The organism is Desulfurococcaceae archaeon MEX13E-LK6-19 (genome assembly GCA_029637525.1).
In the GTDB taxonomy this organism is placed as follows: domain Archaea; phylum Thermoproteota; class Thermoprotei_A; order Sulfolobales; family Desulfurococcaceae; genus MEX13ELK6-19.
In genome coordinates, this window is record CP072660.1 from 210760 (window position 1) to 234892 (window position 24133).

A 24133-nucleotide genomic window follows, 5' to 3' on the forward strand; every position below is an offset into this window, starting at 1 on the left:
CACCCATGGATCAATTCTCTAGGGTAAAAGGATAAGACCCCCGATATATTAGTATTAGGTTACTAGAAAGGCGATGATTAAAGCCTAGACCCCAGCGACCATATGGGATGAGCTAACGCAGGCCTAGATGAGCACAATTTTTAAGAAAACCTATATCGTAGGGCACTGAGAGTTGAAGTTTCCTTGGAGCATGCTAAAGGGATGCTGGGTGATAGTAGGGCACGATGCTAATGCTAAGCAGCTTTTAACAGTCTATTTTGCACTTCTCGCATCACGTGATCACAAAGTATTTGTTATTCAAGGAAAACCATTAAAAGAAAATCTTTTTGAGATAACGAGTAAAAACATTGTGAAGAACGCTGTTCTAGATAATATCATAATTCTTGACTATAAAGATGAGACTACCAGAATACTATGTGACGACACAGAAAACCACATTATATTCTACGAGCCGCCAAACCTGCCTAAATGTAGAGGCAACTGTATAGTATTAACAACTCCACCATTGAAAAGAAAACTTGTTGAACCATGGATGAAAGTTACATTACATAAGATTTATGGTCACGAATATCTTCTCAGGACAAGTAGTGGTTCTTTCCGCATAGTTATAAGCCCTGAATTTATAGGGTTATCAAAAGGTCCTTCGGGAATACTTGGAGAAGCATTGAATTTACTGAGAAGTGCTATAGTTGATTATGGTTCATTAACTGTTAGAGACGCTATTGACATTATAGCTTATAATTTGGGTATGAAGAGAAGTGAAGCCAGGAACATATTAGGGCTTTTAGTTGAGAGAAAATATGTTGCGATAGACAAAAATAACGTCATTGTTTATTGAAATTATTCTTCTCTAAACACAATGTATATAGCTGGTTTTAGCGGTATTGCTGTTTTTCTCCTACCAACATAGGGCGCATTAACATCATTACTATAATAGACTTCTATAGGAGCCCCAACTTCTCTTTCTATCCAAGGTTTCAGTTGTTCTATTATAGTCTTTTCATCAAACTCGATATTCTTAATAATACTCCTTATGTCTGGAGATAGGTTTGAAGCAAGCTCAAATACTTGTCTCGCAATTTGGCTTGCCCTCTTTTTATCATCACTAGACGCTACTATCTCTCTCACATACTCTCTCATTATTCTTGATTCTTCAATGTATTCTATTGCTTTTCTTAATAATGAGTAATCGGATGGAGAAGCAACATGTATGATTATCTTTTCAGGCTTCATTTTCTTAACCTTAACTATTTCCTTAACATCCGAAATCAGCCTGTTGACATAGTCTAATCCGATAATAGATGCCGGGTCAACATATTCTTCAGGAATCTCTGGCCACGATGCCTCCACTACTAAGCCTTCTCCGCCTATTGTCTCCCATAATTCTTCCGCAAAGTATGGAGTATACGGTGATAAAGCTCTAATCCAGGCATCAAATATTTTAGCGAGGATTACTTTAGAGTCCTCGTCAAGATATCTTCCAAGAGACTTCAGTAATTCTATATATTTCTTAACATCCTCTTCAATAACATAGTATATAATGTTTCCAGCAGCTCTAATTCTTGATTCATCTAAGTACTTTTTAGCATCATCAAGTCTTTTGTAAATAATACTGAGTATCCATAAGTCTTCTATTCTAGAAGGTTTACTTAGTTTTTTATTTCTATACTCTCTAATTATATCCTTATACTCGTTTATGAGACTATGTATACGCTTCATTTGCTCTATAACTGCATAGACATGCTCTTCACGAAAGTCTAGATCTTGGTCTACTTCACTGATTAACGCTATAGCGAGTCTTAGTCCGTCAGGACTTAATTCACTAGCTAGTCTTCTTACCGGTATAACATTATAGAGACTTTTACTCATTTTTTGGCCATGGTATAATACATAACCATAGACAACTATTTGTCTGGGCCATTTCTCTTTAGGAAATATCGCTACGTGATTAAATATGAAGAATGTTAGATGGTTTTTAATGAGGTCTTTCGCGCTATGTCTGGAGTCTAAGGGATACCAGTAGTCGAATTCCCTTCTTGCTTCTTCTAGTACTTTTCGTGGTATTCCTGTTTCCTTAGATATCTTAGCTGGATCACCTTTACCTAATAGAATGTAATCCCATACCTTCTCGTTGAGTTGTTCGGGTTTTACGTTGTTTCTCCTAAGGATGTAGTTTACTGTGTAGAATGCCATGTATATTGTTGAATCGCTTAAACTCTCTATAACCCATGTTTCATCCCATGGAAGTTTTGTACCAAGTCCTCTTGTTCTAGCACAAGCTCTTCTCCTAACCCATTCTATTGTCTCTCTGAAGTCTTTCTTTACCTCGCTTGGTATGATCTTCATTGTCTCAATTATTTCTCTAGCAAGTTTTTTCCATTCTTCTTTACCATAGTCGATAAACCACTGGTTTTCAAGAACTTTTACTATTACTTTATTGCCCCATCTACTATAGACAGGTCCATTAATTATTTCATACATCTTATCAGCTAGACCAGAATTAGCTAGCCATAAAGCTGTTGCTTCACGTGCCTCAGGTACTGGTTTGCCTGCAATTAATGAAAGAACCGCCCCTTTTATGTATCGCCGAGCACTTTCATCACTAATATCACAAGCGATTCTCTCAACTATTTCACGTAGAACTATACCGTTTTTAAACTCGATACTGTATACCTCTTTTGTAGCTTCTTCTAATAGATCGCGTTCATCCTGAGTCTTTATACCTTTTTTCTCTACTACATCAACTGCAAGTGTTCTGGATAATCCAGGGACTTCTATCACAGGAACGGGTTTAAGCTCTTCAGGATCTACACCTAGTTTCTCAAGAAGTTCTTTATCATTGAGAATCTCTTTGAGAGCAACATAATCATAAGGAGCATGTGCTGGAACACTCATTACTATACCTGTACCAACATCTGGATCAACAAATCTTGCTGGAAGAACAGGTACTCTCCAGCCGGTAGCAGGGTTCCTCGCTCTTAATCCAATAAGCTTCTCTCCCTCAAACTCCTCAATTACATCAACTTTCTTGAGCTGATGAGAGAGCTTTAAAGCTGCTTCTTTACTTATAATCCATTTCATACCGTTTACTAACGCTTTAACGTATTTCGCCTTAGGGTTTACCCAGATGTTTACTGCACCGAATACTGTTTCGGGACGTAGTGTTGCTGCAGGCATTACTGTACCGTCTTCAAGTGTAAAGAATAGTAATGTAAACTCACCGATCTCGGGTTCCACATCACCTTTGGTATCATGACTGCTTACTGGTGTTCCAACAACCGGGTCCCAGCCCACAGGATGAGTTCCTTGAACTATATAGCCTTTCTCATAGAGTTTCTTGAACTGCCAATGTATGAATTTACTAAAGTCAGGGTCTATGCTAGTAAATTCTCTTCTCCAATCAATACTATAGCCCATTATCTTCATTGCTTCTTTTATTTCATTATGGAAGAAGCGGACCATAAACATTGGATCCTTCATTTTATCAATTATATCATCGCTGAGTCCATAGACTTTCTTGAAGAACCTTATGGTTGATTCATCGCCTTCCCTTATCTTGTCAGCCATAGCTAATATGGGGGTTCCTGTGTAATGGAATCCCATTGGGAAGAGAACATTGTATCCTTCTAATCTCTTGAACCTAGCATAGATGTCTGTTAGAGTATACGTTCTTGCATGTCCCAGATGCATCATACCATTTGGATAAGGGAATGCAGCTGTTACGTAGAATTTTGGTTTATTTGTAGGAGAAGTTTCGTAGACTTTTTTCTCATCCCAAATCTTACGCCATTTCTCAGCTATTCTGTTTAACCAAGAAATGTACTCACGTATAGTCTCCGGTGCTTCAACAATAGGCACCACCAACCACCCTTAACATACTCAATTCTTTATAAACATTACCTTACTTGTCTAAAGGAGTTTATACATGAGAAGAGGGTTTAAGTACTTATCTAGAGAGGTAATCTCGATTGTTTGGCTAGAGATTCATCATATACTAGTCTAAGGCTCGATAACTTCTTTAGGACTATGTTTACAAAATCTAGTACTGATTGCCTTGAAACGCCTTTTTCTTCTGCTTGTCTTAACACTATTTCTTCAACAATAGCATATTTCTTGTATGTCTCATTAAGTTCCTTCCACGGTATTCCCGCGAGAGCTTTTGATATTTTCTCATCGTAAGGCAGTATTCCTTTTAACATAAGAAAAGCAATAATAGGGTAGCCCACGTATCCACGATAATAGGTACCGTTATCATTTGAGTATACACGCCCGTCACGAGATACTATCACTCTATATACTCTTTCACCATTAGAAGAAACTACTTCTGCTTCATCATTCCTAACTTTTATCCTGCCATCAGCAATAGCTCCAAGCGCCTCAAGAACTTTTATACGAGGTGGGCGACGGAGAATTTTTGTCAAGAATCATCGTCCCCCCTAGGTTTCATTAAGTGAGAGAAGCTTCACTATAGTAGGGTTATCCGCCAAGATTTCCCCTTCGCCACGAATCATTCTTCCGACTCCGAGTTTCATGAGCTCATTAAACGTTTTTTCATCTACAGCCAAGTAGAAACTCTTATATTCACTGCCAACACTCCCTTGGAGAGAAACCAAATACTTATTCGCATCATCCTTCTCAAAACCTACAACTACTCCCTCGAAAACTACCTTCTCCCCCAACAACCCCACCATATAGCTATTAAGTATTATCAGCTCTAACACTATATACTATAATAGTTTTATAGTTTTATCAAAATAATAAATCTAGTGTATAGAAATCTAATACATGAGTGTATCGTGAGGGGTATAGTTTATGCCTAAAGAACTAAGCACAGGACTTGTGATCGCAGGTGCTTATGCAGACAAGTTAAGAAGAACGCTATTTGCTCAACTAAGAGATCTTGTAAAACAGAATAAAGAGTTTGCGAGAGAAATAGCTCGTGCAAGCGGTGAAATAAATAGGTTAATCTATATTGTTCTAGTTGAAAAACTGAAGGCAGATAAAGGTGATGTTGTTAGAATTAGAGTACAATACGATGTAGAAGATGGGAGAATTAAATGGTATTATGATACATTAAGAATAGAATACTTTAAACGTGTCCCTGACGAACAAGTCGCAAAGATAGTAAAGGAAACCATAGATGAGAAACTTAAGGAAATACAAGAACAATATGCTGTCGCACCATCTCAAGAGGAAGCCGAAGCGATGATGCGTGGAGAAAAAGTTGAGAAAGTAGAAAAAGAAGAGGTTACTGAAGCAAAGCCTGAAGAGGCTAAAGTTGAGGAGAAACCTGCTGTTGAGGAAAAACCTCCCGAAATAGATCTTAAGGAGGTTATTGCTGAGGCAGCACCAGTAGGAGAGACTATGGAGGGCGGTGTTGTTTTCGAGATAAAGAATAGTTCTGGTGAGAATATTGGTGTAGCATCCATTGAAGCACGAGGCGGAGCTTATATTGCTGAAGCAGTCATCCTACCGAAACCTGGCGAGGCTTACAAGATTTACATTAAACTCTCCGGTTCTCTAGAAGACTATAGAAATGATCCAAACAAATTAGTTGATGAACTAGTTAAAGCAAAACCCGTAAAGATCAGTGCTGATGAGGCGAGATCTATACTTCAATCTAAAATGGAATCACTAGTATAGATCCTATATTAGCAATACTAGAAACAATATAAGCATGAGAATAGCTATGACCCCTGCTATCAACGCTGCTTTTTTACTTGAGCCAATAATTATTGGAATAGGTCCAATTACTATAACGGCTCCATATTCCTTTTCAACATTTTTCCCGCCACCTGTCCTAGTAAGAACAAATAGTCCTACTATGATCAGTAAAATCCCTATAATAATGATTGCTAATGGTAACGATGTATCAAGCATGTTCTTCACCAGCTTCTCTATCTAGTTCTCTAAGGAAATCATTGAATTTATTTATTGGTATACGTGCACCAGCTGCCACCGGGTGCCCTCCACCAGTTCCATTAAATTTTACCGCCAATCTTCTAAGCAGTTTATTTAAATCAATCGAGCCATCACTTCTAAGACTCATTACATAGACATTCTTATGTACTGATGCAGCCAAGCCAATCTTTTTTCCAGAATATGCTCTTGCGAAATTAGCTGCTCTGCCAAGACTTCCCGGTGGATTAATTACGTAACCTATATTATTAAGTATATTAACGTTTTTCTTAACCCATGTTCTCATTTCTTCTTCATTAATACTCTCTATAAGGGCTCTGACAAGGAGCTCACTTAAACTACTTGGGAGCCTGTTGTCTGCTAGGTGTTTGACTACATGTCTTTTGAAGTCATACATTTTTCTAGAAGCTTCAAGACCTTGAGACAACACTCCTGCCTCAAAATAGACGCTCCGCTTATCCCAGTTAAGCAGTGTTTTCTTAACCCATGGTGTATCGTCTAGATAATCGCCTATAGCACCATACAATGCTATTCTTGTATAATCGCTATCTAGTTGGTTCTCAAAATATTTGTAAACAAGTTCTGAAGCCGAACAACATGTATCATGGATAATTATTCCTGGCAGCTCTTTTACATTTAAGCCAAGAGGTTCTGGATGGTGATCTATGTATACTATTTCTCCACGTCTATTAAATTCATTGAATACCCTCAGGATCCCGTCAAGATGGGGTTCACTTAAAGCTATATCAGCTATGAACACATGGTCTCCTGGACTGGCAAATTCCATAAGATCCTCATAAAGACCTGCAGGGTGTGTAAACACTATATCCACATGTTCGTACTTTCTACTATAGACATGATATGCTAAAGCACCTGAACAAATTCCATCACTATCACCATGTATAAATAAAACAGCTCTCACAACTATGCACCAAATAGTATTTTGGAACAATTAACTAATATCTTTGAATACTGAATCAGCATGACTCACATTAAATTAACAACATATTTATAGTTATTTTGATCTCTAAGAGATAACAAGAACTAAGCCATAAATAATTATAGATTGAGAAAACACTTATAATTAGGTGCTTTACAATGTTAATCGATCTTATTGCGCAACGTGTTATTGATTTAATTAATAAATTTGATAAAGAAATAAAGGTTAGCGATTATGTTGTTGGTCTTAAGTATAGTTATGTAGAAATCAATGGTGTTTACGGTAGGTCTCTTGGTGTAGCTATTACTCCTATTGAGGATATTATTGGCCTAGGAGTTAGAATAGGTAATGAGCCCGGAGAAGATAATATTGTAGACCTGGTATCTTCTTTGAACCCTATTGAGAAAACCCTTGGTGTCGCATTAATTAATGCATTATCTAATTATCTTTTATGGAGAATAGGATTTAGGGAAGATTTTGTTGTCTATGAAGACCCTATTTTCTCTTCAATAACACATCTAGTCGAGGAACCTATTGTCGTTATCGGGAATATGGCTCCTTTGGTAAACGAATTACAGAATAGAGGATTTACAGACATTACCGTACTTGAAAGAAACCCGTGTACACGATATAACTGTTATCCTGATACCATGGCGCCAAGAATTATCCCAAAAGCTAGAACACTAATAATTACAGGGGCAACACTTGTTAATGACACTATAGACTACATTTTGGATCTTGGAAGCCAAGCTAAAAAGATACTTATTGGGCCTACAGCCAACATTTACCCAAAACCATTACTTGATAAAGGCGTTAATGCAATATTATCAATGTACCCTATTGATATAGATAAAGTTAAGAAGACCATAAGGCTAGGAGGCGGTAGATGGAGTTTCTACAAGTATTGCAAAGAATACCTCATACAACCCCTAGACTAAGAAGAACAACAGTAAACAAACTTGCCTTACTTAGCCTATATTTCAAAACAACAATAACTTTATACAACGGGCCCGCCGGGATTTGAACCCGGGATCTCCGGCTCCGGAGGCCGGCGCCTTATCCAGGCTAGGCTACGGGCCCTCTTCTAGATTGTCCCTAATTATCTAGGTGGGTTTTTAGGTGTTCTCTAATACTATATTGTATATGCTGGGAAGGACATCGTGTTTTGGTGAGTATTTTGAGTGAAGAGTATAGCTGTAGTGATTATCCTTGTCTCCACGTGGTTGTTGATTATAAGAGGAAAGTTTATGCTGTCTTCATGGAGACCAGTGATGGCGATATAATTTATGTTCCTGTGGTCAAGATTAAGGATGCCTACGAGAAGATAAAAGAACTTGAGAAGAAGCATTTTAGAGAAGCTAAGGATAACGAAGTCGATGAACTTGCAGCTGAAAAACTTGGGGCTCTTGCTATTGAAGAAGAAGAGTAATGGGTTACATAGCCAATGTTGATTTCTATACTTTACCATACAATAATGGTTATCGTTGGTATACTGACACTAATCGATATTATTGTATGGATCAAAGCATCCTCTTGGTATACCTCCAGTTTGAAGAATATTAGTGAACTAAAGACTTTACGGTACCCAGGAAGGATATCAGTAATAATTCCTGCAAGGAATGAATGGGTTACTCTCAGAGAACTGCTGGACAAGCTTCTCTCCTATATTAAGTCGAGACCTGGTATCGAGGTAATGGTAGTTGATGATGGAAGTACTGATGAAACACCTAATGCTATTAAGCAATTAATAAGATGTTCCATGGGGTTATTGAAGTATATTAGAGTCAACGAGATCCCTAAAGACTGGGCTCCTAAACCGTACTTGTTATATACAGGTTATCTGTTTAGCTCTGGTGAAACACTGGTGTTCATAGATGGAGATACAATACCTGTTGATGGGAGTATAGTTGAATACCTTGCCGCTAACACTCCGCCTAACACAATAGCTTCTCTAGCCCCAAGATTCCATTGTAGAACACGTGTATGTAAAATCATAGAAACAGTATTAACCACTATATCACACGCCTTCCTAGGCTTTAACAGAGTTTGCGACAAGAAACATAGGTTGGCATGGTACTACGGTTGTTGCTGGAGTATAAACAGAGAGCTCTATGAGAAACTAGGGACCCATAAGATTGTTAAGAAGAGTATTGTTGAAGACCGTGATTTCGCCGAGATAGCTAAGAAGAATGGTGTCAACATAAAGGTTTACCGGGGATGGGATCTTATTGCAACAAAATGGCATGATAGTATACGTGAAAACATTAATGTATTGGCAAGAGTTCTCAGGAGATACGGTTTAAAGAGACGAAAATCTATTATCGGAGCAATACTCATCATTCTTGGCTATACAATGCCATTACTATCTCTTGGCCTTGGATTACTCAATGGATCCATAATACTAACTATGCTGGGCATACTAGCATACACCATAATGTTATACCCACACTACATAAGCGCAAAGATAAACAAGTACAATCCACTCTATACATTAACAATACCAATCGGCGGGATAATTCTTGCCCTAGGGATTATAGCGGCTGCCTACAAGAAGAAGCTTTCATGGAAAAACAGGGTTGTCGAGGAACCATATTACTGTTCTTCTTCAAGTGCTTCACAAAAAGCATTGGCAAGCTCTTCGGTATAGCCGACTAGATATACTTTTCTTATACTATGTTTGACGTTTCTCAAAAATTCCTTTACTGTATTAACCATAGTTTTTGCAGCATCCTTGTACGGAACTCCTCCTACACCCGTACCCATGCCAGGGAATGCGATTGATTCTATGTTTAATTCTTTTGCTTTCTCCAATGCAGCCTTGACGGCAAGCCTTACCTGTTCTGTACCGATCCTCATAGCAGGTCTCTCCATAGTCGGTGCGTGGATAACATATTTGGCAGACAGTCTTCCTGCTGTTGTAGCAACTGCTTTGCCTACTGGTACTGGTGCATGCTTTCGGGCTTCATCCTCAATTATCTGGCCCCCCGCTTTCTTTATGGCGTAAGCCACTCCTCCACCCATCACCATATAACTATTGGCAGGATTTACTATAGCATCTACATCCATCTTCGTAATATCTCCTTTAACAACAATTATTTCAGTACCACCAATATTTTTCATACATTTTGTTTCATACATTCTCTAATCACCATAGATATCTTAGAGGCAAGCTTCCTAGTAGATTTTTCAACAACAGGACTTATTTCCTCACCTAGTTCCAGCGACTGAACTCTTACACCAATAATTATTACTTCTTTAGCTAATCCCATGCTCCTAAGGAACTTTATAGATAAAGACAATGGTATGTTATGTGTTGTCGCTAAAAAGGATTCATCTATAGTTTCAAGAGGGGCGATTACGATGGCCCCGGGTGGTGCATTAGCGACAATACCGTCAATTATCACTAGGGTCTCCGGCTTCTTTTCCTCTATTTCAACAAGACAGTTCTCAATCCCATACTCACATAATACAACATTATCTAAATTTTCTAAACTATGTATAAGCATATTGTACAGGATTATTCCAGCCTTATCATCGCTTCTTAACTCTGTACCAACACACGCTATTACTGTAGATTTCTTGCATAATATCTCTCTAAGTTTTTCATACAAAGCATGATCGTCGACTTTATATACATGGTATTTTTTCTTATCAGTCATTTGTTTGCCTCCACGAGTTTACTAACGATGCTGTCCACCTTCTTGGCGAAATCAGATTTAACAAGTCTTTCTGGGTCAGTTATGATTATATCTAAGTTCTCGATATATGGTATGTTACCTAGGTATTGTATATTGTATTTCTTTGTAATCTCGATAATTCTTTCACTTGGTTTATTAGCTATATTCTCAATTAAACCCTTAGGAGTAATTCCCGCTTCAGTAAGCATAAACAGAAGTCTTTCAACAGATTTTAGTGATAACGGGCTCGGTGTTGTAACAATGACCGGGCTTATTTTATCCATGTAGCTAAGTACATCAAGAACAGGGTCGGATAACCCGGGTGGCGTATCGATTATAAGATAGTCTAATCTACCCCAACGAGTTATAGCAAGAATCTCTTTGATCGCCTCATCGACTTCTGTGCCACGTAATGGTAATGGATTGTCTTTTGAGTAGAATGCTATGGTCATGTATTCTATTCCATGAACTCTAGGCGGTATAACTCCTTTTTCTTCTTCAGGTACTATGCTTGCTGGATTGATACCCAACACTATATGTGTAGAGGGATTTGTTATATCAAGGTCCAGGAGACCGACACATACTCCCTTTCTTGCTAGAAGCAACGCTATTGTTGTCGCTATAACAGTCTTGCCTACCCCTCCCTTGGAACTCATTACCGGTATTATCTCGCTAACTACCTTGAGCCTCTTTTTAATGACCAGGACTCTAGGATCGATATCTTCTAATTTAGCCATGGCTTAGACAACCTCTATAGATTCTATACTTAATCCACGACCTGATACAATATCGAAATCACGCGAGCCGCATTTAGGACACTTAGTAAAAGAATGAACCACTTCGGGAACGAAATGAATCGCTTCTCTTATATCTTCGGGGAGCTGTGATGGAGAAAGCGTCCATTGTGTAAGACACTTCCTACATTTCAAAGTTATTTCTTCATCACGCATTATTATTTCATCAATACTGATATCATATTCTTTAGCTAAGTTATTTAATGCAAAGACAAGTATTTCCTTATCGATGGTTTGGAGCTTTCCTATTCTAAGCACAAGCCTTTTTACCTTTACCGCATTCCTCTCCCTGAGAACCTTGCTGACATAATCAATTATTGCTTCAGCAAGAGCCCATTCATGCAAGGCTTTAGTACCTCTTAGAGACCTTGGTTTCTACAACCTATACTCATAGGTTAAAGAAAATTCCTGTAATGAACCCAAAGAGTGAATCCTATGTCATAAATATACTATAGATTTTCCCATTACATTCATAAGTTTATTCTCAACGGAGCATTCTCTGCCCATATCCTACAAGTACCCTCTATACTCACCATACAAGGACCATAGGGGTTTTCCGGAGTACAAGTCTTCATAAATAATGGACAATCCGTGGGTTTTGCTTTCCCTAGGGATACCTCTCCACACTTACATCCCGGGAGTACATCCTTGAAATATTCTTCCTTTACACCAAGTTGCAACATTACATCATACTTCTCATAGTTTTTAGAAAGATAGCCGCCGCTTTTCGGGACAATACCTATTCCTCTCCAGTAAGCATCTCTAACCTCATAGACTTTCTTCATAATTTCTTTTGCATACAAGTTTCCTTCAGGTCTTACAACCCTCTTATACTCGTTTACAAGTCTAGCCTTGTTTTCTTTGATCTGCTTTAATATCAGTAGTATGGATAGCAGCACGTCTATTGGCTCAAAACCCGAGACTATAACTGGTACATTGTATTCTTCAGCCAAAAACCTCCAGGCATTAGACCCTATTACTGCTGATACATGACCAGGCGCTATGACACCATTTATTTCAACATCCTTGACTTTTTCTAGGAGATACCTCATTATTGGCGGTGTATACCTGTACGCACTTAGTATAAGGAGATTCTCTGGAACAAGATCTCTGTACAAGAGCTCAGCTGTACTAGGCATTGTTGTTTCAAAACCTATAGCGAAGAATACATGTTTCTTTCCAGGATTTTTCTTTGCGATCTTTACTGCATCAAGAAAGCTATAGACTATAGTTACATCGCCGCCAAGAGATCTTGCGTCAGCCAAGCTCCTTATCTTGTCACGTATATTTCCTGTAGGCAGCCTATACGCATCTCCATAGGTCAGTATACTGTATCCTTCAAAGGAGAGACGTATTAATTCTCTGACATAGCTTCCAGGTGTTATGCAGACAGGGCATCCAGGACCAGCAATAAGTTCTACATTATCTGGCATAAGCGACCGTATACCGTAGTGGGATATAGTCCATTCATGTGTTCCACAGAAATTCATTATCTTTATATGCTCAAAGCCCTCTTGCTTCAGCTGATTTGCTATTTTAGCAATGTTGTCAACTATATTTTTCGCAGAAGGATTTCTTTCATAAAGCCTCTTTATTTTGAATACTAGTTTCACTCCACGAGACCCTCCTTATATAACACGCTTATCCTCTTTGTACTAAATATTCTCCTTTCATTAGAACACAAACACTACGCCATAATATCTTATTTTCCTAAATTCAGAACTAGAGTTATCTAGATAGCATTATGCATCGCGGTGTTCGTGTAAATGGAGTACATAAAACTATCACATGGCGGAGGAGCTAAAGAGAGCTGGGAGATTATAGAGAAGCTTATCGTATCCCGGGTACCTGTTGAAAGAAGAAAAACAAGTGGCGGGTTTGGGATCGATGTTCTCGATGATGGAGCAGTAATCAAAACCGGGGACAAATACATTGTTGTGACAACTGATAGCTTCACAGTCAACCCGATATTCTTTCCGGGAGGTAACATCGGTGGTCTAGCTGCCTCAGGTACTATCAACGATCTCGTTGTCATGGGCGCGAAACCTGTGGCTTTTATGGACACTATTGTCGTTGAAGAAGGTTTTCCTCTGCAGGATCTAGAGGAAATTATTGGAACAATGGTTAACATAATTTTGTCCGAAGGACTAGCACTCATTGGCGGAGACTTTAAGGTCATGCCCCATGGTAGTATAGATAAGATTGTTATTACAGGTATTGGAATAGGATTCACGAAAAAACCTATAATAGATAATAAAATCTCTCCCGGAGACAAGATCATTGTAACATCCACTATCGCAGAACATGGAACAGCCATTATGGCTGCACAATTGGGATTGCTAGACGAGATCAAGGATATTAAGAGCGATTCACGCCCATTAACCAGGACAGTGCTCCCGGTAGTAGAAAAGTATATTGATTACATACATGCTGCCAGAGACCCTACCCGTGGGGGAATTGCTGCAACATTAAGTGAGTGGGTTAAAGACACAGATCTCTATATACTGTTTGATAGATCCCTTGTTCCCATAAGAGATGAAGTCAAGGAGTTTCTTGATGCACTAGGCGTCGACCCATTGTCTATGGCATGTGAAGGCGTTGCTGTCTTGGCAGTAGATGAAAGTGTAGCCGAGGAAGTTGTTGCAGAACTCCATAGGCACGGAGAAAAATACGCCACCATCATTGGAGAGGTTAAGAAGGCCGAAGATGATGTTATTAAAGGCAAAGTAGTAGCATATACTGAAGTTGGAGGTACAGTATTGATTGAACCTAAATCAGTCAATGTCCCGAGAATATGCTAGCGGTGAAACCAGGTGTGCCTAGGCGTTCCAGCCGAGGTTGTTGATGTAAAGGAGGAAAACGGGTTAAGAATAGCTAAGGTAAAAATGGGCGGTGTTCTATCTGATATAGTAATTGCTTTCGGGGAAGAAGTAAAACCTGGTGACTACGTGATAGTCCATGCCGGTATAGCCATCTCTAAAATCGATGAGTCAGAAGTAAAAGACGTTATAGAGTTATGGAGAGAACTTGAAGAAGCTCTTCTAAGCAGCTCATAACTCCCTAGAAGAGAAAACATGAGTATTCTAAGGGTCTTCTCATGCCCGCCTTTAAGCTTATCGTGACAGGTATTGTACAAGGTGTGGGCTTTAGACCATTTATTCACAGACTAGCTCTAGAAACCGGTGTAACAGGCTATGTACGTAATGTTGGTGGTGCCGAAGTAGAAGTCTTTATCGAGGGCACGGGTACTAGCATAGGAGAGTTCATAAAAGGACTCTATACGAAGACTCCACCTCCAGCTATAATAGATGAAATAGAAGTTTTTGAGGAGAACCCTATTGGCTATAAGGAGTTTAAGATCCTAAAGAGCGGTAGGAATACATTAAAGAAATCAATGATACCCCCTGATTTCGCTATCTGCGATTATTGTCTAAAAGAAATACTTGATGAAAACAATAGAAGGTTCCGTTACCCATTTAATTCATGTGCTTGGTGTGGTCCAAGATTTTCAATGATGTACACTGTACCTTATGATCGTGAAAACACCTCCATGAGGAAGTATAGGCTATGTAATGATTGTTTTGCTGAATACACTAACGTACATGATATTAGGAGATATCATGCCCAGGGAATTAGTTGTCCTAGAGATGGGCCAAGACTATGGCTTATGGATAATAAGGGCGAGAGAATAGATACCAAGGATCCTATCCGTGATGCAGCCAAGCTTATAGAAGAGGGGTTCATTATTGCTGTGAAGGGCTTAGGAGGATATCATTTGGCAGCACTTGCTTCATGTGATGATGTTGTTGAAAAACTTAGAAAAAGAAAGAATAGGCCCAGGAAACCATTTGCTGTAATGGTTCTTGATACAATAATTGCTGAAAAACTAGTTTATCTAGATGACAAGGCTAAGAGGATACTCACATCGCCGCAGAGACCAATAGTTTTATTGCCTAAGAAACCAGAATCGCCAGTGTCAAAATTGGTCTCTCCAGGAATGTTTTATGAAGGCATCTTTACCCCATATACTGGACTGCATTATCTCCTCTTAATGGAGACCAAGGACAAGTTTCTCATAATGACCAGTGGTAACATGAAAGGAAAACCCATGTGTATCGATGAAGATTGTGCTTTTAAGAAATTATCGAGTATAGCTGACTACTTCTTGATACACGATAGAGAAATTGTGAATAGAGTTGATGATAGTGTTCTGAGGTTTACCGACGGCGAGCCAGTACTTTTACGTAGGTCTAGAGGATATGCTCCTCTATGGATTAAGTTGCCAAGAAGACTAGAAAAAAATGTCATAGCTTTCGGCGCTGACCTTCAGATGACCGCCGGTATAGGCTTTAGCGATAAAGCTGTTCTAACACAATACATAGGCGACTTAGATGATGAAGATACACTTCGCGACCTACTCAAATATCTTAAGTTTTTCATAGACAACTACAGGATTAACTTGAAAGACTCTATAATCGTTGTTGATAAACACCCATTATATAATTCTAGAAAACTAGGGCTCGAGTTCTCAAAGAAATATAACCTAGAAATTATCGAAGTACAACACCATTATGCACATGTCCTAGCCACTGCTATTGATAGAGGTATTGAGGGAGAATTCATTGGGATAGCTCTTGATGGCACCGGCTATGGCGATGATGGAGCTATTTGGGGTGGAGAAATACTACTTGTTAACACGTATAAAGGCACCTATACAAGAGTTGGACACCTAGCTTATCAGCCTTTAGATAGTGAGAGATCAATATATTACCCTCTTAGATTCTTTGTCTCAGTACTGTCAAGGGTTCTCGACTGGAATGAGATAGAGAAAATAATCAGCTTCTATAGTCTTGAAAAACTTGTTCCCCGAGGCCTAAAAGAGCTCCGTATGCTATATACTGTGATAAACAGGGGTCTTTACACAAAAACTTCTAGTACAGGTAGGTTTCTTGATGGAATATCTGCTTTCCTAAATATAGCACCGTATAGAAGTTATGAAGGAGAACCCGCAATAACCCTTGAGTCTCATGGCATGTACGGCAAATATCTAGGCATGGATCATTTCCTTCCAAAAATAAGCATTACTGAAGGACAATATGTTATTAATACAACTAGTGTTTACCTCGAGCTTGTCGAGAAAAGAAACTCGTTTAACACACATGATATAGCATATACCATCCAGTATAATCTTGGGAAAACATTGGGTGAAGTTGTTATTAAAAACATCAAGGGTAGAAGAGGTATTCAGAACTCTATTGTATTAGGTGGTGGCGCTACAGTTAACACGATAATAGTAAAAGGAATTAAGGATGTCTTGGCAAATGAGGGTATGAAAATAGTTCTTCCTCGTAAGATACCATGTAATGATGGTGGTATAGCGTTAGGGCAGATCGCAGCAATTCTTTATAGTAAATCTCAATAAGTAATCTGTTTATACCCCACTATCGTTCCATTAGTTAAGTTTTACTGTTAGGCTAACCAAACTTAATGCTTATTTTTTAATTCCATTGATAAGTTTACTTGGGCATTAATTAAGGTGCTGTAAACATGAGTAGAGTAAAGATAATCCGTTACTCACCATGGCTGGTACACTTCAATACTGGCGCGTGTAATGGATGTGATATTGAAGTTCTTGCAGCAATAACTCCTCTTTATGACCCAGAGCGATTTGGCATAAAGCTTGCCCCATCTATTAGACATGGAGACATTCTTGTTGTTACAGGTGGTGTTACTAAGAAGGCTGCTGAGAGGCTTAAGAGACTCTATGAGCAAATGCCGGAACCCAAATTTGTTATCGCCGTAGGAACTTGTGCATGTTCTGGAGGAGTGTTTCAAGGATCATATGCAATGGTTTCAGGTGTTGATAAAGTAGTGCCAGTAGACATATACATACCTGGATGTCCTCCTAGACCAGAGGCTATTCTAGATGGTATAGTTAAGCTATTAAAGAGTATTGATTTTGTTAAGAAGGAGAAGAAAGAGGTGCAAAGCAGTTGAGCACCGAAGCTTCTCTACCTGAACAATTAGAGTTCTTGAAGGACTATGCTATAAGCATCTATTCTATGAAACCCGATAGAATAGTTATAGAGATTTCCTCGGAAAATCTACGTAAAATTATTGGTTTACTTAAAGAAAAACTTGGTGACGAAGGTTTTTACTTGAACACAATAGTCGGCACAGATTATCCTTCTGATAAATTGTTTCAAATAGATTACTATATCACGCTTATTCCGGATGAGCAAACTATAGTGTTGCGTGTTAAAATCCCTAGAGAAGAGCCAGTCATAGATAGTATTCTTGACTTAGTACCCGGCGCTCTTCCCGGTGAATGCGAAGCTCATGATCTCTTGGGTATAGTGTTTAGAGGCAATAAGTATTTGAAGAGAGGATTCTTTGTCCCAATAGAAGTAGCCGAGAAGGGTATTTACCCACTAAGAAAAGACTCCGGTGTCTAGACATGGCAGTTGATAAGATAATTGAGGTACCCCTAGTCCTAGAGATACCAGTGGGACCCCAACATCCAGCTCTCCATGAACCACTCTTGCTTAAAGTCTATGCTGAAGGAGAAGAGATAGTTAAAGTCGAGATAAACACTGGCTATAATCACCGTGGTATCGAAAAACTTTGTGAAAAAAGGAGTTTCTATAAAGACATATTTCTTGTCGGTAGAGTCTGCGGAATTTGTAACACTGTTCATGCCGACTGCTTCGTAAGAGCTGTTGAAGAAATCCTGGGTGTGACTCCTAGTGATAGAGCCAGGTATCTTAGAACACTTGCACAGGAATTAGAGAGAATTCACAGCCACATGTTGATAAACGCTGTTATGGCGGAAATTGTTGGATACGAGACCCTGTTTATGCTTATAATGAGAGATAGAGAACTGATCATGAAGGCTAAAGAGATCTTGACGGGCTGTAGGGTTCTAGCAGACTACATAATGGTTGGTGGTGTGCGTAGAGACATTGATGACGCGAAAAAGGAGAAGATACTGAAGATACTAGACAAAATTGAGCCTAAAATAAAGTATTACATGAAAGTATTCGAAGAAGATGTTACGATAACCAAGAGGCTTGTTGATGTCGGTATCATTGAGCCAAAAGATGTTACATTACATTCTCTTGTAGGGCCTATTGCGAGAGCTTCAAACATACATATTGATGTCAGGAAATCCGATAAATACGATGCCTATGGCGAGGTACCTTTCGAAATTGTTGTTAGGAAAGAAAAAGATTCTTGGGCAAGAATGATGGTACGCTGGGAGGAAGCACTTGTTTCTCTGGAGATATGTAAATACATTCTTGAAAACCTGCCCAATGATGGTAAAGCTGTTCCTGATGAAAGACGGTTGCCACGGAGATTCCCGCCAGGCGAGACATTTACTAGAGTTGAAGCACCTCGTGGCGAGCTAACATATTATGTTAAGAGTGATGGAAAGCCTAATCCCTATAGGGTAAAAATAAGGACGCCATCATACAATAATATCATCAACACAGGATTTGTTTACCTAGAACATAGTATAGCTGATTTACCTGTTATACTAGTTAGCTTCGATCCGTGCATATCTTGTATGGAGAGAGTTGTCGTTATAGACTTGGCAGAGGGTTCAAGGAAACTTGTTCCCTTAAAGAAGCTTGCATCAAAGGGGTGAAGCGTTATGAGTAAGGTGAAATTGCTAGGAGAGGTTCTGAAAAACATTTTCAAGAAGCCGGCGACTATAGAGTATCCTAAAGTCGAGACGCCTGTTGAAAGAGATGCTCGTGGTAGACATTACGCTGATTTAACGAAGTGCATAGGCTGTAGTTTATGTGCTATAGAATGTCCTTCAAACGCTATTATCATGGAGAAAATACCTGAAGGCATTAATGCTAACCCTAAGAATGTAAGAAAGATTTACCCTGTCGTAGACTATAAGAAATGTATCTTCTGCTATAGGTGTGTAACAGTGTGTCCCACAAATGCTTATGTAACCACAAGCGAATATAGATTAGCTACTTCCAAAGAAATATTATCTAGAGAATTATCTCTTTCAACTGTATCTATTAGTGAGGGTAAAAAGGAGGGGTGAACTGTGTCTATCGAGAGCCAGGTTGTATTGTTCATACTGTATTCTATACCAGTATACCTGGTTGCTTTCGCACTATACATAATAAGAGCGTTGAAGGGGCCTACTATATCTGATATAGTGCTTGCTATTGACGCTCTTACATACGATCTTGCCGCATTCCTCGTAATATTATCAATATTCTTTAGGTCACCCATATTGATTGCCACCGCTATTGTCCTCTCCCTATGGGTTTATGCTCTAGACATCTATGTAGCAAAGTATCTTGAAGCACGTGAAATGGGTGGGTGAACAACATGGATCTTGATTGGATCCTTGTGATAATAGGAGAAATCCTTGTCGCAATAGGCATATTCTGCGACCTAGTTGGATCCATTGGCATGCATAGATTCAAGAACTTCTATCTAAGACTCCATGCAGCCACCGTCGGTACCATAGGCGGTGCATTCGTGCCATTAATAGGTGCAGCATTAATTGCCATAGGTAGTGATTTCCTTGGCTACTATAGATGGTTCATGGCTGGAGGAGCTATTGTCACAGCCGTTTTGATACTCATACTAGCTCCCGCGGGCTCGCATGCTCTTGCACGTGCTACCCATAAGGCTCGTGTTACACCTGTTGAGCCAAAGATAGCTGATCATCTTGAAGAGGATGAACTTGCTAAAGGAGGTGAACAGGCTTGACCCCTGAACAATTAATACTCGCTATACTGGCTGGTCTAGGTCTTGTATCTGTTGTAGCTACTTATCTAGCTATTATAGAACGTGATCTTGTGAGAGCCATACTGTTTTCCGCTATACAGAGTACTGCTTATGCATTCATATACTACCTGCTCATGGCTCCCGACATAGTCTTAGTGTACATACCTGTTGCTGTAGGTCTCTATCCAGCTGTTGTACTGTTTTTGATCAAGAAGACCGAGAGGTATGAAGAAGAGGAAGAGGGTGGAGAACATGGATAAGGGGAAGGTTTCCATAGCTTTATCAATGGTCTTATTCGTACTACTTATGTCACTTGTACTTAGCTCTGGAGGACTAGGTACTATACTACCGCCACCTGATCTCAGGAGAATCGCGTCATTATATCTTGGAACAACATATACTCCATGGAGACCAGAATTCAGTGTCATGAGCCCAGAAGCCGTAACCGCTATTGTATGGGATTACAGAGGACTCGATACTCTGTTTGAGACAGTAGTTTTCTACCTTGCTATAATAGGCTCTATAGCAATTATGAGGGGTATCTATGCTAAAAAGAAGGAAATAGACTTGAATAAAGCAGGTTTATCACTTATAGTGAAGAGCGTCACTAAGATAACATTGGGTATGATAATAGCTGTAGCAGCATCAATAGCTCTACATGGTCATTTGACTCCAGGTGGTGGATTCCAAGGCGGTGCCTCAGCGGCAGTTGCCCCCCTCTTAATGCTCGTGGTATTCTCTAGTCTCTACATGGAAATGAAGGGTGTCACTAAGAACACCATGTTAATGCTTAGAAGTATTGGTCTTCTTGGGGTGGGTATAACAGCGTTTCTCGCCATAATCATAGCTTATACTGCTGGTGGTACCGCGTTCGTGTTCCAGAACCAGCCCAAATACGTCTACCAAGACCACACTAGACTACAGCTCACAGGACTTCCTGCCTCCATCAACGGTGTTCTTATAAGCGGCACGTTATTCTTCTTCAACCTTTTTGAAATGCTTGCCGTAGCAGCTGGTTTCACAATAATTTTCCTCCTGCTCGCAGTACCCGAGGAAGAAGTACTAGAAGTTATCAGAGGTGAAGAAAGTGGTGGCCATTGAAACATACTTATTCACCGTACTAATAATGTCTATGTTCGTTAATCTAGGTATAGCACTCTATGGTGTTCTAGCGAAGCCTAGCCTGATAAAGAAGATAATAGCCTTAACAATACTTAGCGATACAGCCAACACTTTCGCCATCATAATAGGGTATAAACGCTGGCCCACACCAGAAACTCCTGTAAAGCCCCCAGTGCTAACCACACCTAACCCGTCGGTAAAAGATGTTGCAAACTTTATTACAACAGCCGTTGATCCATTACCTCAGGCTCTAGTACTAACAGCTATAGTCATAGGTCTCGCCGTAACCCTATTCCTCGTGTTTTTGACACTACAGGCCTATCGACTCTATGGCACAACTGATGTGAGAAAAATAGCTAGGCTCAAAGGGTGACTGGTATGGGTAGACTCGCTAGGTCTATTGGCCCAATAGCTCTCGTGTTCATAGTCTACATAGTGTTCACAGGCTCTGTCAGCATCTACGATATAGTTACTGGTCTCGCAGTAGCTATTGTAGTAGGCTTGTTGACTGCCAATATTGTTGTTGAGAACCCAAGGAAACTAGCCCAGCCTGCAAGACTCTTCTGGCTACTAGCTTACGCTATATACTACTTCTTCGTAGCCGAGGTTAAGGCACATCTCGACGTTATATACAGGATTCTCCACCCGAAAGTACCTGTAAATCCCGGTATAGTAAGAATACCCTACAATGTCAAAACAGATTATGCTATTACAACAATAGCTAACTCTATAACAAATACTCCTGGAACAGTCGTGGTGGATATTGACCCTGAGAAAAAGATCTATTATGTTCACTGGATTAACGTAAAATCTCTCGACCCACAAGAAGCTAGGAAACATGTTTCTGAGACATTCGAGAAGTATGCAGAAAAAATATTTGACTAAGGAGGTGGTCTTGGATGGCCGTCGAGATCCTACAGGCTCTTGGAGTAGTTGTCCCATTACTTGCAATTGCCGCATTTGCTCTCCCATTAATATCGCTTAAGGTGAAGAAGAAAGTATTCTATGACATCTATACATTGGTATTTACTATTATAGCGTTAATAGCATCACTCGAAATATTTAGGTATGTATACAACACAGGGAAGCCAGCACTTTACCCATTTGGTGGATGGCCTCCAGTAGTGGGTATAGTATATGAGGTTGATGCTTTCTCTGCAATACTTGGTGTTTTAACAACCTCAGTAATGTTGCTAATAGTGATCTATAGTATATGGTATACAAAGTTCATGGATGAATTCACATGGTATTACACACTATTGCTTGGCATGGAAGCCGGGTTGCTGGGATGTCTCTATACAGGCGATGCGTTCAACCTATTCGTAATGATCGAGGTGCTAGCTATATCAGCTTACGGTCTAGTAGCATACTATAGGTCAAAACCGCAGGCCATCGAGGCAGCGATAAAGTACGCTATTATAGGTGCTGTGGCGACAACACTCTACTTCCTCTCGCTAGTATTCATTTATGCGGCATATGGCTCACTAAATATGGCTGATATTGCTTTCAAGGCGATGTTCCGTTATAGCATGATTAGTGGCAGTATTTATGGCAACATAATATCGGCGTCGGCTACAGCGCTAGCACTGGCTCTATGGACTTTCACATTTAAGGCAGCATTGTTCCCCAACCACTTCTGGCTACCAGACGCACACCCAGAAGCACCAACACCTGTATCAGCTGCCCTCTCGGGTCTCGTAGTGAATATCGGTGTTTATGCAACAGCTAGATTCATGTACACAATGTTTGGCGCCAAGAGTGTATTAGCTGAAACAGGCTTTAGAGAAGCTGTATTCATAGCACTACTGATACTTGGTATTCTCTCTGGTCTCGTCGGGGCATTGCTTATGATGGTACAGAATGATATCAAGAGACTGCTGGCATACAGTACGATAAGCCACATAGGCTTACTGTTTATGGCTGCAGCCATAGGTCTCGCCGGCACGCTAGAGTCGGTAAGACTAGGGCTTGTAGCGCTTGTATACCATACTATAAACCACAGTGTTGGTAAAGCACTACTATTCCTTGCTGCTGGTGTACTCATCCATGCAGCTGGTACACGTGACCTCGATAAAATGGGCGGTGTCGGTAGATTCTATCCTCTAGCATCACTATCACTGATACTAGGTTTCTTCCAGCTAATGGGGTTCCCTGGTTTCGGAGGGTTCTTCAGCAAGCTATTATTATACCAAGCCTACTTGTCTGCAGGAATGCTTGTCCCAGCGATAATGGTTGTAGTGATATCAGCCATATCGATTCTAGGCTATATTAAGGCAATCTACGCCATAGTGTTCATGCCACCCAAGCCTGGATTAAAGAAAATTAAAGGACTCGACACAGTGTCCATTATAACGTTGTTCATGGGGTTTGCCTGTATAGTACTAGGCATTACAGCACCATACTTTATACCAGTATTAACCAATGTCGTAAACCAGTCTCTAATGCCCCAGGGCGTGATAAACTACATTAACACATTCCTCCAGTACCTAAGATCCCTACTACCAAGGACGTAGAGAAGAGGGGTGGACATCCATGCCTCTAACAATTTTTCTAGATCCATACACTGAACTCATAGTTGAGCTTGGGTTAGCTGTTTTCATAGCATTTTTTGTGTACTTAATACACCTCATGCTAAAGCCTAGGTATAAGCGTGTAAGCCCCGAAGCTTCCGACATGTATATCGGTGGCGAGAAACCCGAGATATTAAGTAGACCATATGCCCCAACAAGTGGTTTATACTGGGGTTTCATTAGGGCGTTTGCTAAGCGAGTCTACATGTACATAAGATATGTCATGCACAGCGGTATACTAACTACATGGGCTACATACATGGCTGGATGGTTTGGCTTCCTGATAATCCTCGCATTACTCTCAATAGCACTGGCATTAACATGGGGGTGAGCTATGATGATTGGTGA

The 24133-nt window shown here is 39.8% G+C and carries 30 protein-coding genes and 1 tRNA gene; 20 read left to right on the plus strand and 11 right to left on the minus strand.

Annotated features, from left to right (window positions below; genetic code table 11):
• Positions 1–172 precede the first annotated feature (172 nt).
• A complete protein-coding gene (locus J4526_01140; GenBank protein WFO75532.1) occupies positions 173–838 on the plus strand; it encodes a hypothetical protein in 666 nt (221 codons plus the stop codon).
• A 2-nt stretch (positions 839–840) separates the two neighbouring features.
• Here J4526_01140 and leuS read toward each other — a convergent pair whose 3' ends face one another.
• The 3 genes from leuS to J4526_01155 form a co-directional block, all read right to left on the minus strand.
• On the minus strand, positions 841–3858 hold the full coding sequence (leuS, locus tag J4526_01145) for a leucine--tRNA ligase (GenBank protein ID WFO75533.1): 3018 nt from the start codon (positions 3856–3858) through the stop codon (positions 841–843).
• A 92-nt stretch (positions 3859–3950) separates the two neighbouring features.
• A complete protein-coding gene (locus J4526_01150; GenBank protein WFO75534.1) occupies positions 3951–4421 on the minus strand; it encodes a hypothetical protein in 471 nt (156 codons plus the stop codon).
• A 15-nt stretch (positions 4422–4436) separates the two neighbouring features.
• The gene (locus tag J4526_01155; protein ID WFO75535.1) at positions 4437–4679 is read right to left on the minus strand and encodes a hypothetical protein; all 243 of its coding nucleotides are present in this window, start codon (positions 4677–4679) and stop codon (positions 4437–4439) included.
• A 133-nt stretch (positions 4680–4812) separates the two neighbouring features.
• On the opposite strand from J4526_01155, the gene J4526_01160 reads away from it, so the two are divergent.
• The gene (locus J4526_01160; protein WFO75536.1) at positions 4813–5643 is read left to right on the plus strand and encodes a DUF2258 domain-containing protein; all 831 of its coding nucleotides are present in this window, start codon (positions 4813–4815) and stop codon (positions 5641–5643) included.
• A 3-nt stretch (positions 5644–5646) separates the two neighbouring features.
• Here J4526_01160 and J4526_01165 read toward each other — a convergent pair whose 3' ends face one another.
• Entirely contained in the window at positions 5647–5880 is a 234-nt protein-coding gene (locus J4526_01165) for a DUF131 domain-containing protein (protein ID WFO75537.1), read from the minus strand.
• Entirely contained in the window at positions 5873–6847 is a 975-nt protein-coding gene (locus J4526_01170; protein WFO76270.1) for a DHH family phosphoesterase, read from the minus strand. The genes J4526_01165 and J4526_01170 overlap by 8 nt, the downstream gene beginning before the upstream one ends.
• Before the next feature lie 170 nt (positions 6848–7017).
• Here J4526_01170 and J4526_01175 point away from each other — a divergent pair, with 170 nt between their 5' ends.
• The gene (locus tag J4526_01175; protein WFO75538.1) at positions 7018–7797 is read left to right on the plus strand and encodes a hypothetical protein; all 780 of its coding nucleotides are present in this window, start codon (positions 7018–7020) and stop codon (positions 7795–7797) included.
• 67 nt (positions 7798–7864) lie between these two features.
• On the opposite strand, the gene J4526_01180 is transcribed toward J4526_01175, so the two are convergent.
• A tRNA-Arg gene (locus tag J4526_01180) sits at positions 7865–7939 on the minus strand.
• Positions 7940–8033: 94 nt separating this feature from the next.
• On the opposite strand from J4526_01180, the gene J4526_01185 reads away from it, so the two are divergent.
• Positions 8034–8288 (plus strand): hypothetical protein, encoded by a 255-nt coding sequence (locus tag J4526_01185; protein ID WFO76271.1) that lies wholly within the window; start codon positions 8034–8036, stop codon positions 8286–8288.
• A 15-nt stretch (positions 8289–8303) separates the two neighbouring features.
• Positions 8304–9506 (plus strand): glycosyltransferase, encoded by a 1203-nt coding sequence (locus J4526_01190; protein WFO75539.1) that lies wholly within the window; start codon positions 8304–8306, stop codon positions 9504–9506.
• Here J4526_01190 and J4526_01195 read toward each other — a convergent pair.
• From J4526_01195 to hypD, 5 genes are all read right to left on the minus strand, one after another.
• Positions 9452–9979 (minus strand): macro domain-containing protein, encoded by a 528-nt coding sequence (locus J4526_01195; GenBank protein WFO76272.1) that lies wholly within the window; start codon positions 9977–9979, stop codon positions 9452–9454. The genes J4526_01190 and J4526_01195 overlap by 55 nt on opposite strands.
• On the minus strand, positions 9976–10518 hold the full coding sequence (locus J4526_01200) for a hydrogenase maturation protease (protein WFO75540.1): 543 nt from the start codon (positions 10516–10518) through the stop codon (positions 9976–9978). The genes J4526_01195 and J4526_01200 overlap by 4 nt, the downstream gene beginning before the upstream one ends.
• The gene (locus J4526_01205; GenBank protein WFO75541.1) at positions 10515–11273 is read right to left on the minus strand and encodes a P-loop NTPase; all 759 of its coding nucleotides are present in this window, start codon (positions 11271–11273) and stop codon (positions 10515–10517) included. The genes J4526_01200 and J4526_01205 overlap by 4 nt, the downstream gene beginning before the upstream one ends.
• Positions 11274–11276: 3 nt before the next feature.
• Positions 11277–11675, minus strand: coding sequence for a hydrogenase nickel incorporation protein HypA (gene hypA / locus J4526_01210; protein WFO75542.1), 399 nt, complete (start codon positions 11673–11675; stop codon positions 11277–11279).
• 125 nt (positions 11676–11800) lie between these two features.
• Positions 11801–12943 carry a hydrogenase formation protein HypD gene (gene hypD / locus J4526_01215; protein ID WFO75543.1) on the minus strand — a complete coding sequence of 381 codons (1143 nt, stop codon included), beginning with the start codon at positions 12941–12943 and terminating at the stop codon, positions 11801–11803.
• 153 nt (positions 12944–13096) lie between these two features.
• Here hypD and hypE point away from each other — a divergent pair, with 153 nt between their 5' ends.
• From hypE to J4526_01290, 15 genes are all read left to right on the plus strand, one after another.
• Positions 13097–14131: a hydrogenase expression/formation protein HypE gene (gene hypE, locus J4526_01220; GenBank protein WFO75544.1), complete on the plus strand. Its 1035-nt coding sequence runs from the start codon at positions 13097–13099 to the stop codon at positions 14129–14131.
• A 12-nt stretch (positions 14132–14143) separates the two neighbouring features.
• The gene (locus J4526_01225; GenBank protein ID WFO75545.1) at positions 14144–14386 is read left to right on the plus strand and encodes a HypC/HybG/HupF family hydrogenase formation chaperone; all 243 of its coding nucleotides are present in this window, start codon (positions 14144–14146) and stop codon (positions 14384–14386) included.
• Between the two features lie 41 nt (positions 14387–14427).
• A complete protein-coding gene (hypF, locus tag J4526_01230) occupies positions 14428–16752 on the plus strand; it encodes a carbamoyltransferase HypF (protein ID WFO75546.1) in 2325 nt (774 codons plus the stop codon).
• 125 nt (positions 16753–16877) lie between these two features.
• The gene (locus J4526_01235; protein WFO75547.1) at positions 16878–17327 is read left to right on the plus strand and encodes an NADH-quinone oxidoreductase subunit B family protein; all 450 of its coding nucleotides are present in this window, start codon (positions 16878–16880) and stop codon (positions 17325–17327) included.
• 65 nt (positions 17328–17392) lie between these two features.
• On the plus strand, positions 17393–17785 hold the full coding sequence (locus J4526_01240) for an NADH-quinone oxidoreductase subunit C (GenBank protein WFO76273.1): 393 nt from the start codon (positions 17393–17395) through the stop codon (positions 17783–17785).
• A 2-nt stretch (positions 17786–17787) separates the two neighbouring features.
• Positions 17788–18978: a nickel-dependent hydrogenase large subunit gene (locus J4526_01245; protein WFO75548.1), complete on the plus strand. Its 1191-nt coding sequence runs from the start codon at positions 17788–17790 to the stop codon at positions 18976–18978.
• 6 nt (positions 18979–18984) lie between these two features.
• Positions 18985–19395: a 4Fe-4S binding protein gene (locus J4526_01250; protein WFO75549.1), complete on the plus strand. Its 411-nt coding sequence runs from the start codon at positions 18985–18987 to the stop codon at positions 19393–19395.
• 9 nt (positions 19396–19404) lie between these two features.
• Positions 19405–19683, plus strand: a complete 279-nt coding sequence (locus tag J4526_01255) for a pH regulation protein F (GenBank protein WFO76274.1) — start codon at positions 19405–19407, stop codon at positions 19681–19683.
• Between the two features lie 5 nt (positions 19684–19688).
• Positions 19689–20075, plus strand: coding sequence for a monovalent cation/H(+) antiporter subunit G (locus J4526_01260; protein WFO75550.1), 387 nt, complete (start codon positions 19689–19691; stop codon positions 20073–20075).
• On the plus strand, positions 20072–20353 hold the full coding sequence (locus J4526_01265) for a DUF4040 domain-containing protein (protein ID WFO75551.1): 282 nt from the start codon (positions 20072–20074) through the stop codon (positions 20351–20353). Before J4526_01260 ends, J4526_01265 begins: the two co-directional genes overlap by 4 nt.
• The gene (locus J4526_01270) at positions 20346–21194 is read left to right on the plus strand and encodes a sodium:proton antiporter (GenBank protein WFO75552.1); all 849 of its coding nucleotides are present in this window, start codon (positions 20346–20348) and stop codon (positions 21192–21194) included. The genes J4526_01265 and J4526_01270 overlap by 8 nt, the downstream gene beginning before the upstream one ends.
• 25 nt (positions 21195–21219) lie before the next feature.
• Complete coding sequence (locus J4526_01275) at positions 21220–21588, plus strand: NADH-quinone oxidoreductase subunit K (protein ID WFO76275.1); 369 nt, start codon at positions 21220–21222, stop codon at positions 21586–21588.
• Between the two features lie 5 nt (positions 21589–21593).
• Positions 21594–22100, plus strand: coding sequence for a Na+/H+ antiporter subunit E (locus J4526_01280; protein WFO75553.1), 507 nt, complete (start codon positions 21594–21596; stop codon positions 22098–22100).
• 14 nt (positions 22101–22114) lie between these two features.
• Positions 22115–23728 (plus strand): cation:proton antiporter, encoded by a 1614-nt coding sequence (locus J4526_01285; GenBank protein ID WFO75554.1) that lies wholly within the window; start codon positions 22115–22117, stop codon positions 23726–23728.
• Positions 23729–23747: 19 nt separating this feature from the next.
• Complete coding sequence (locus J4526_01290) at positions 23748–24116, plus strand: hypothetical protein (GenBank protein ID WFO75555.1); 369 nt, start codon at positions 23748–23750, stop codon at positions 24114–24116.
• The last annotated feature ends 17 nt before the right edge of the window (positions 24117–24133 follow it).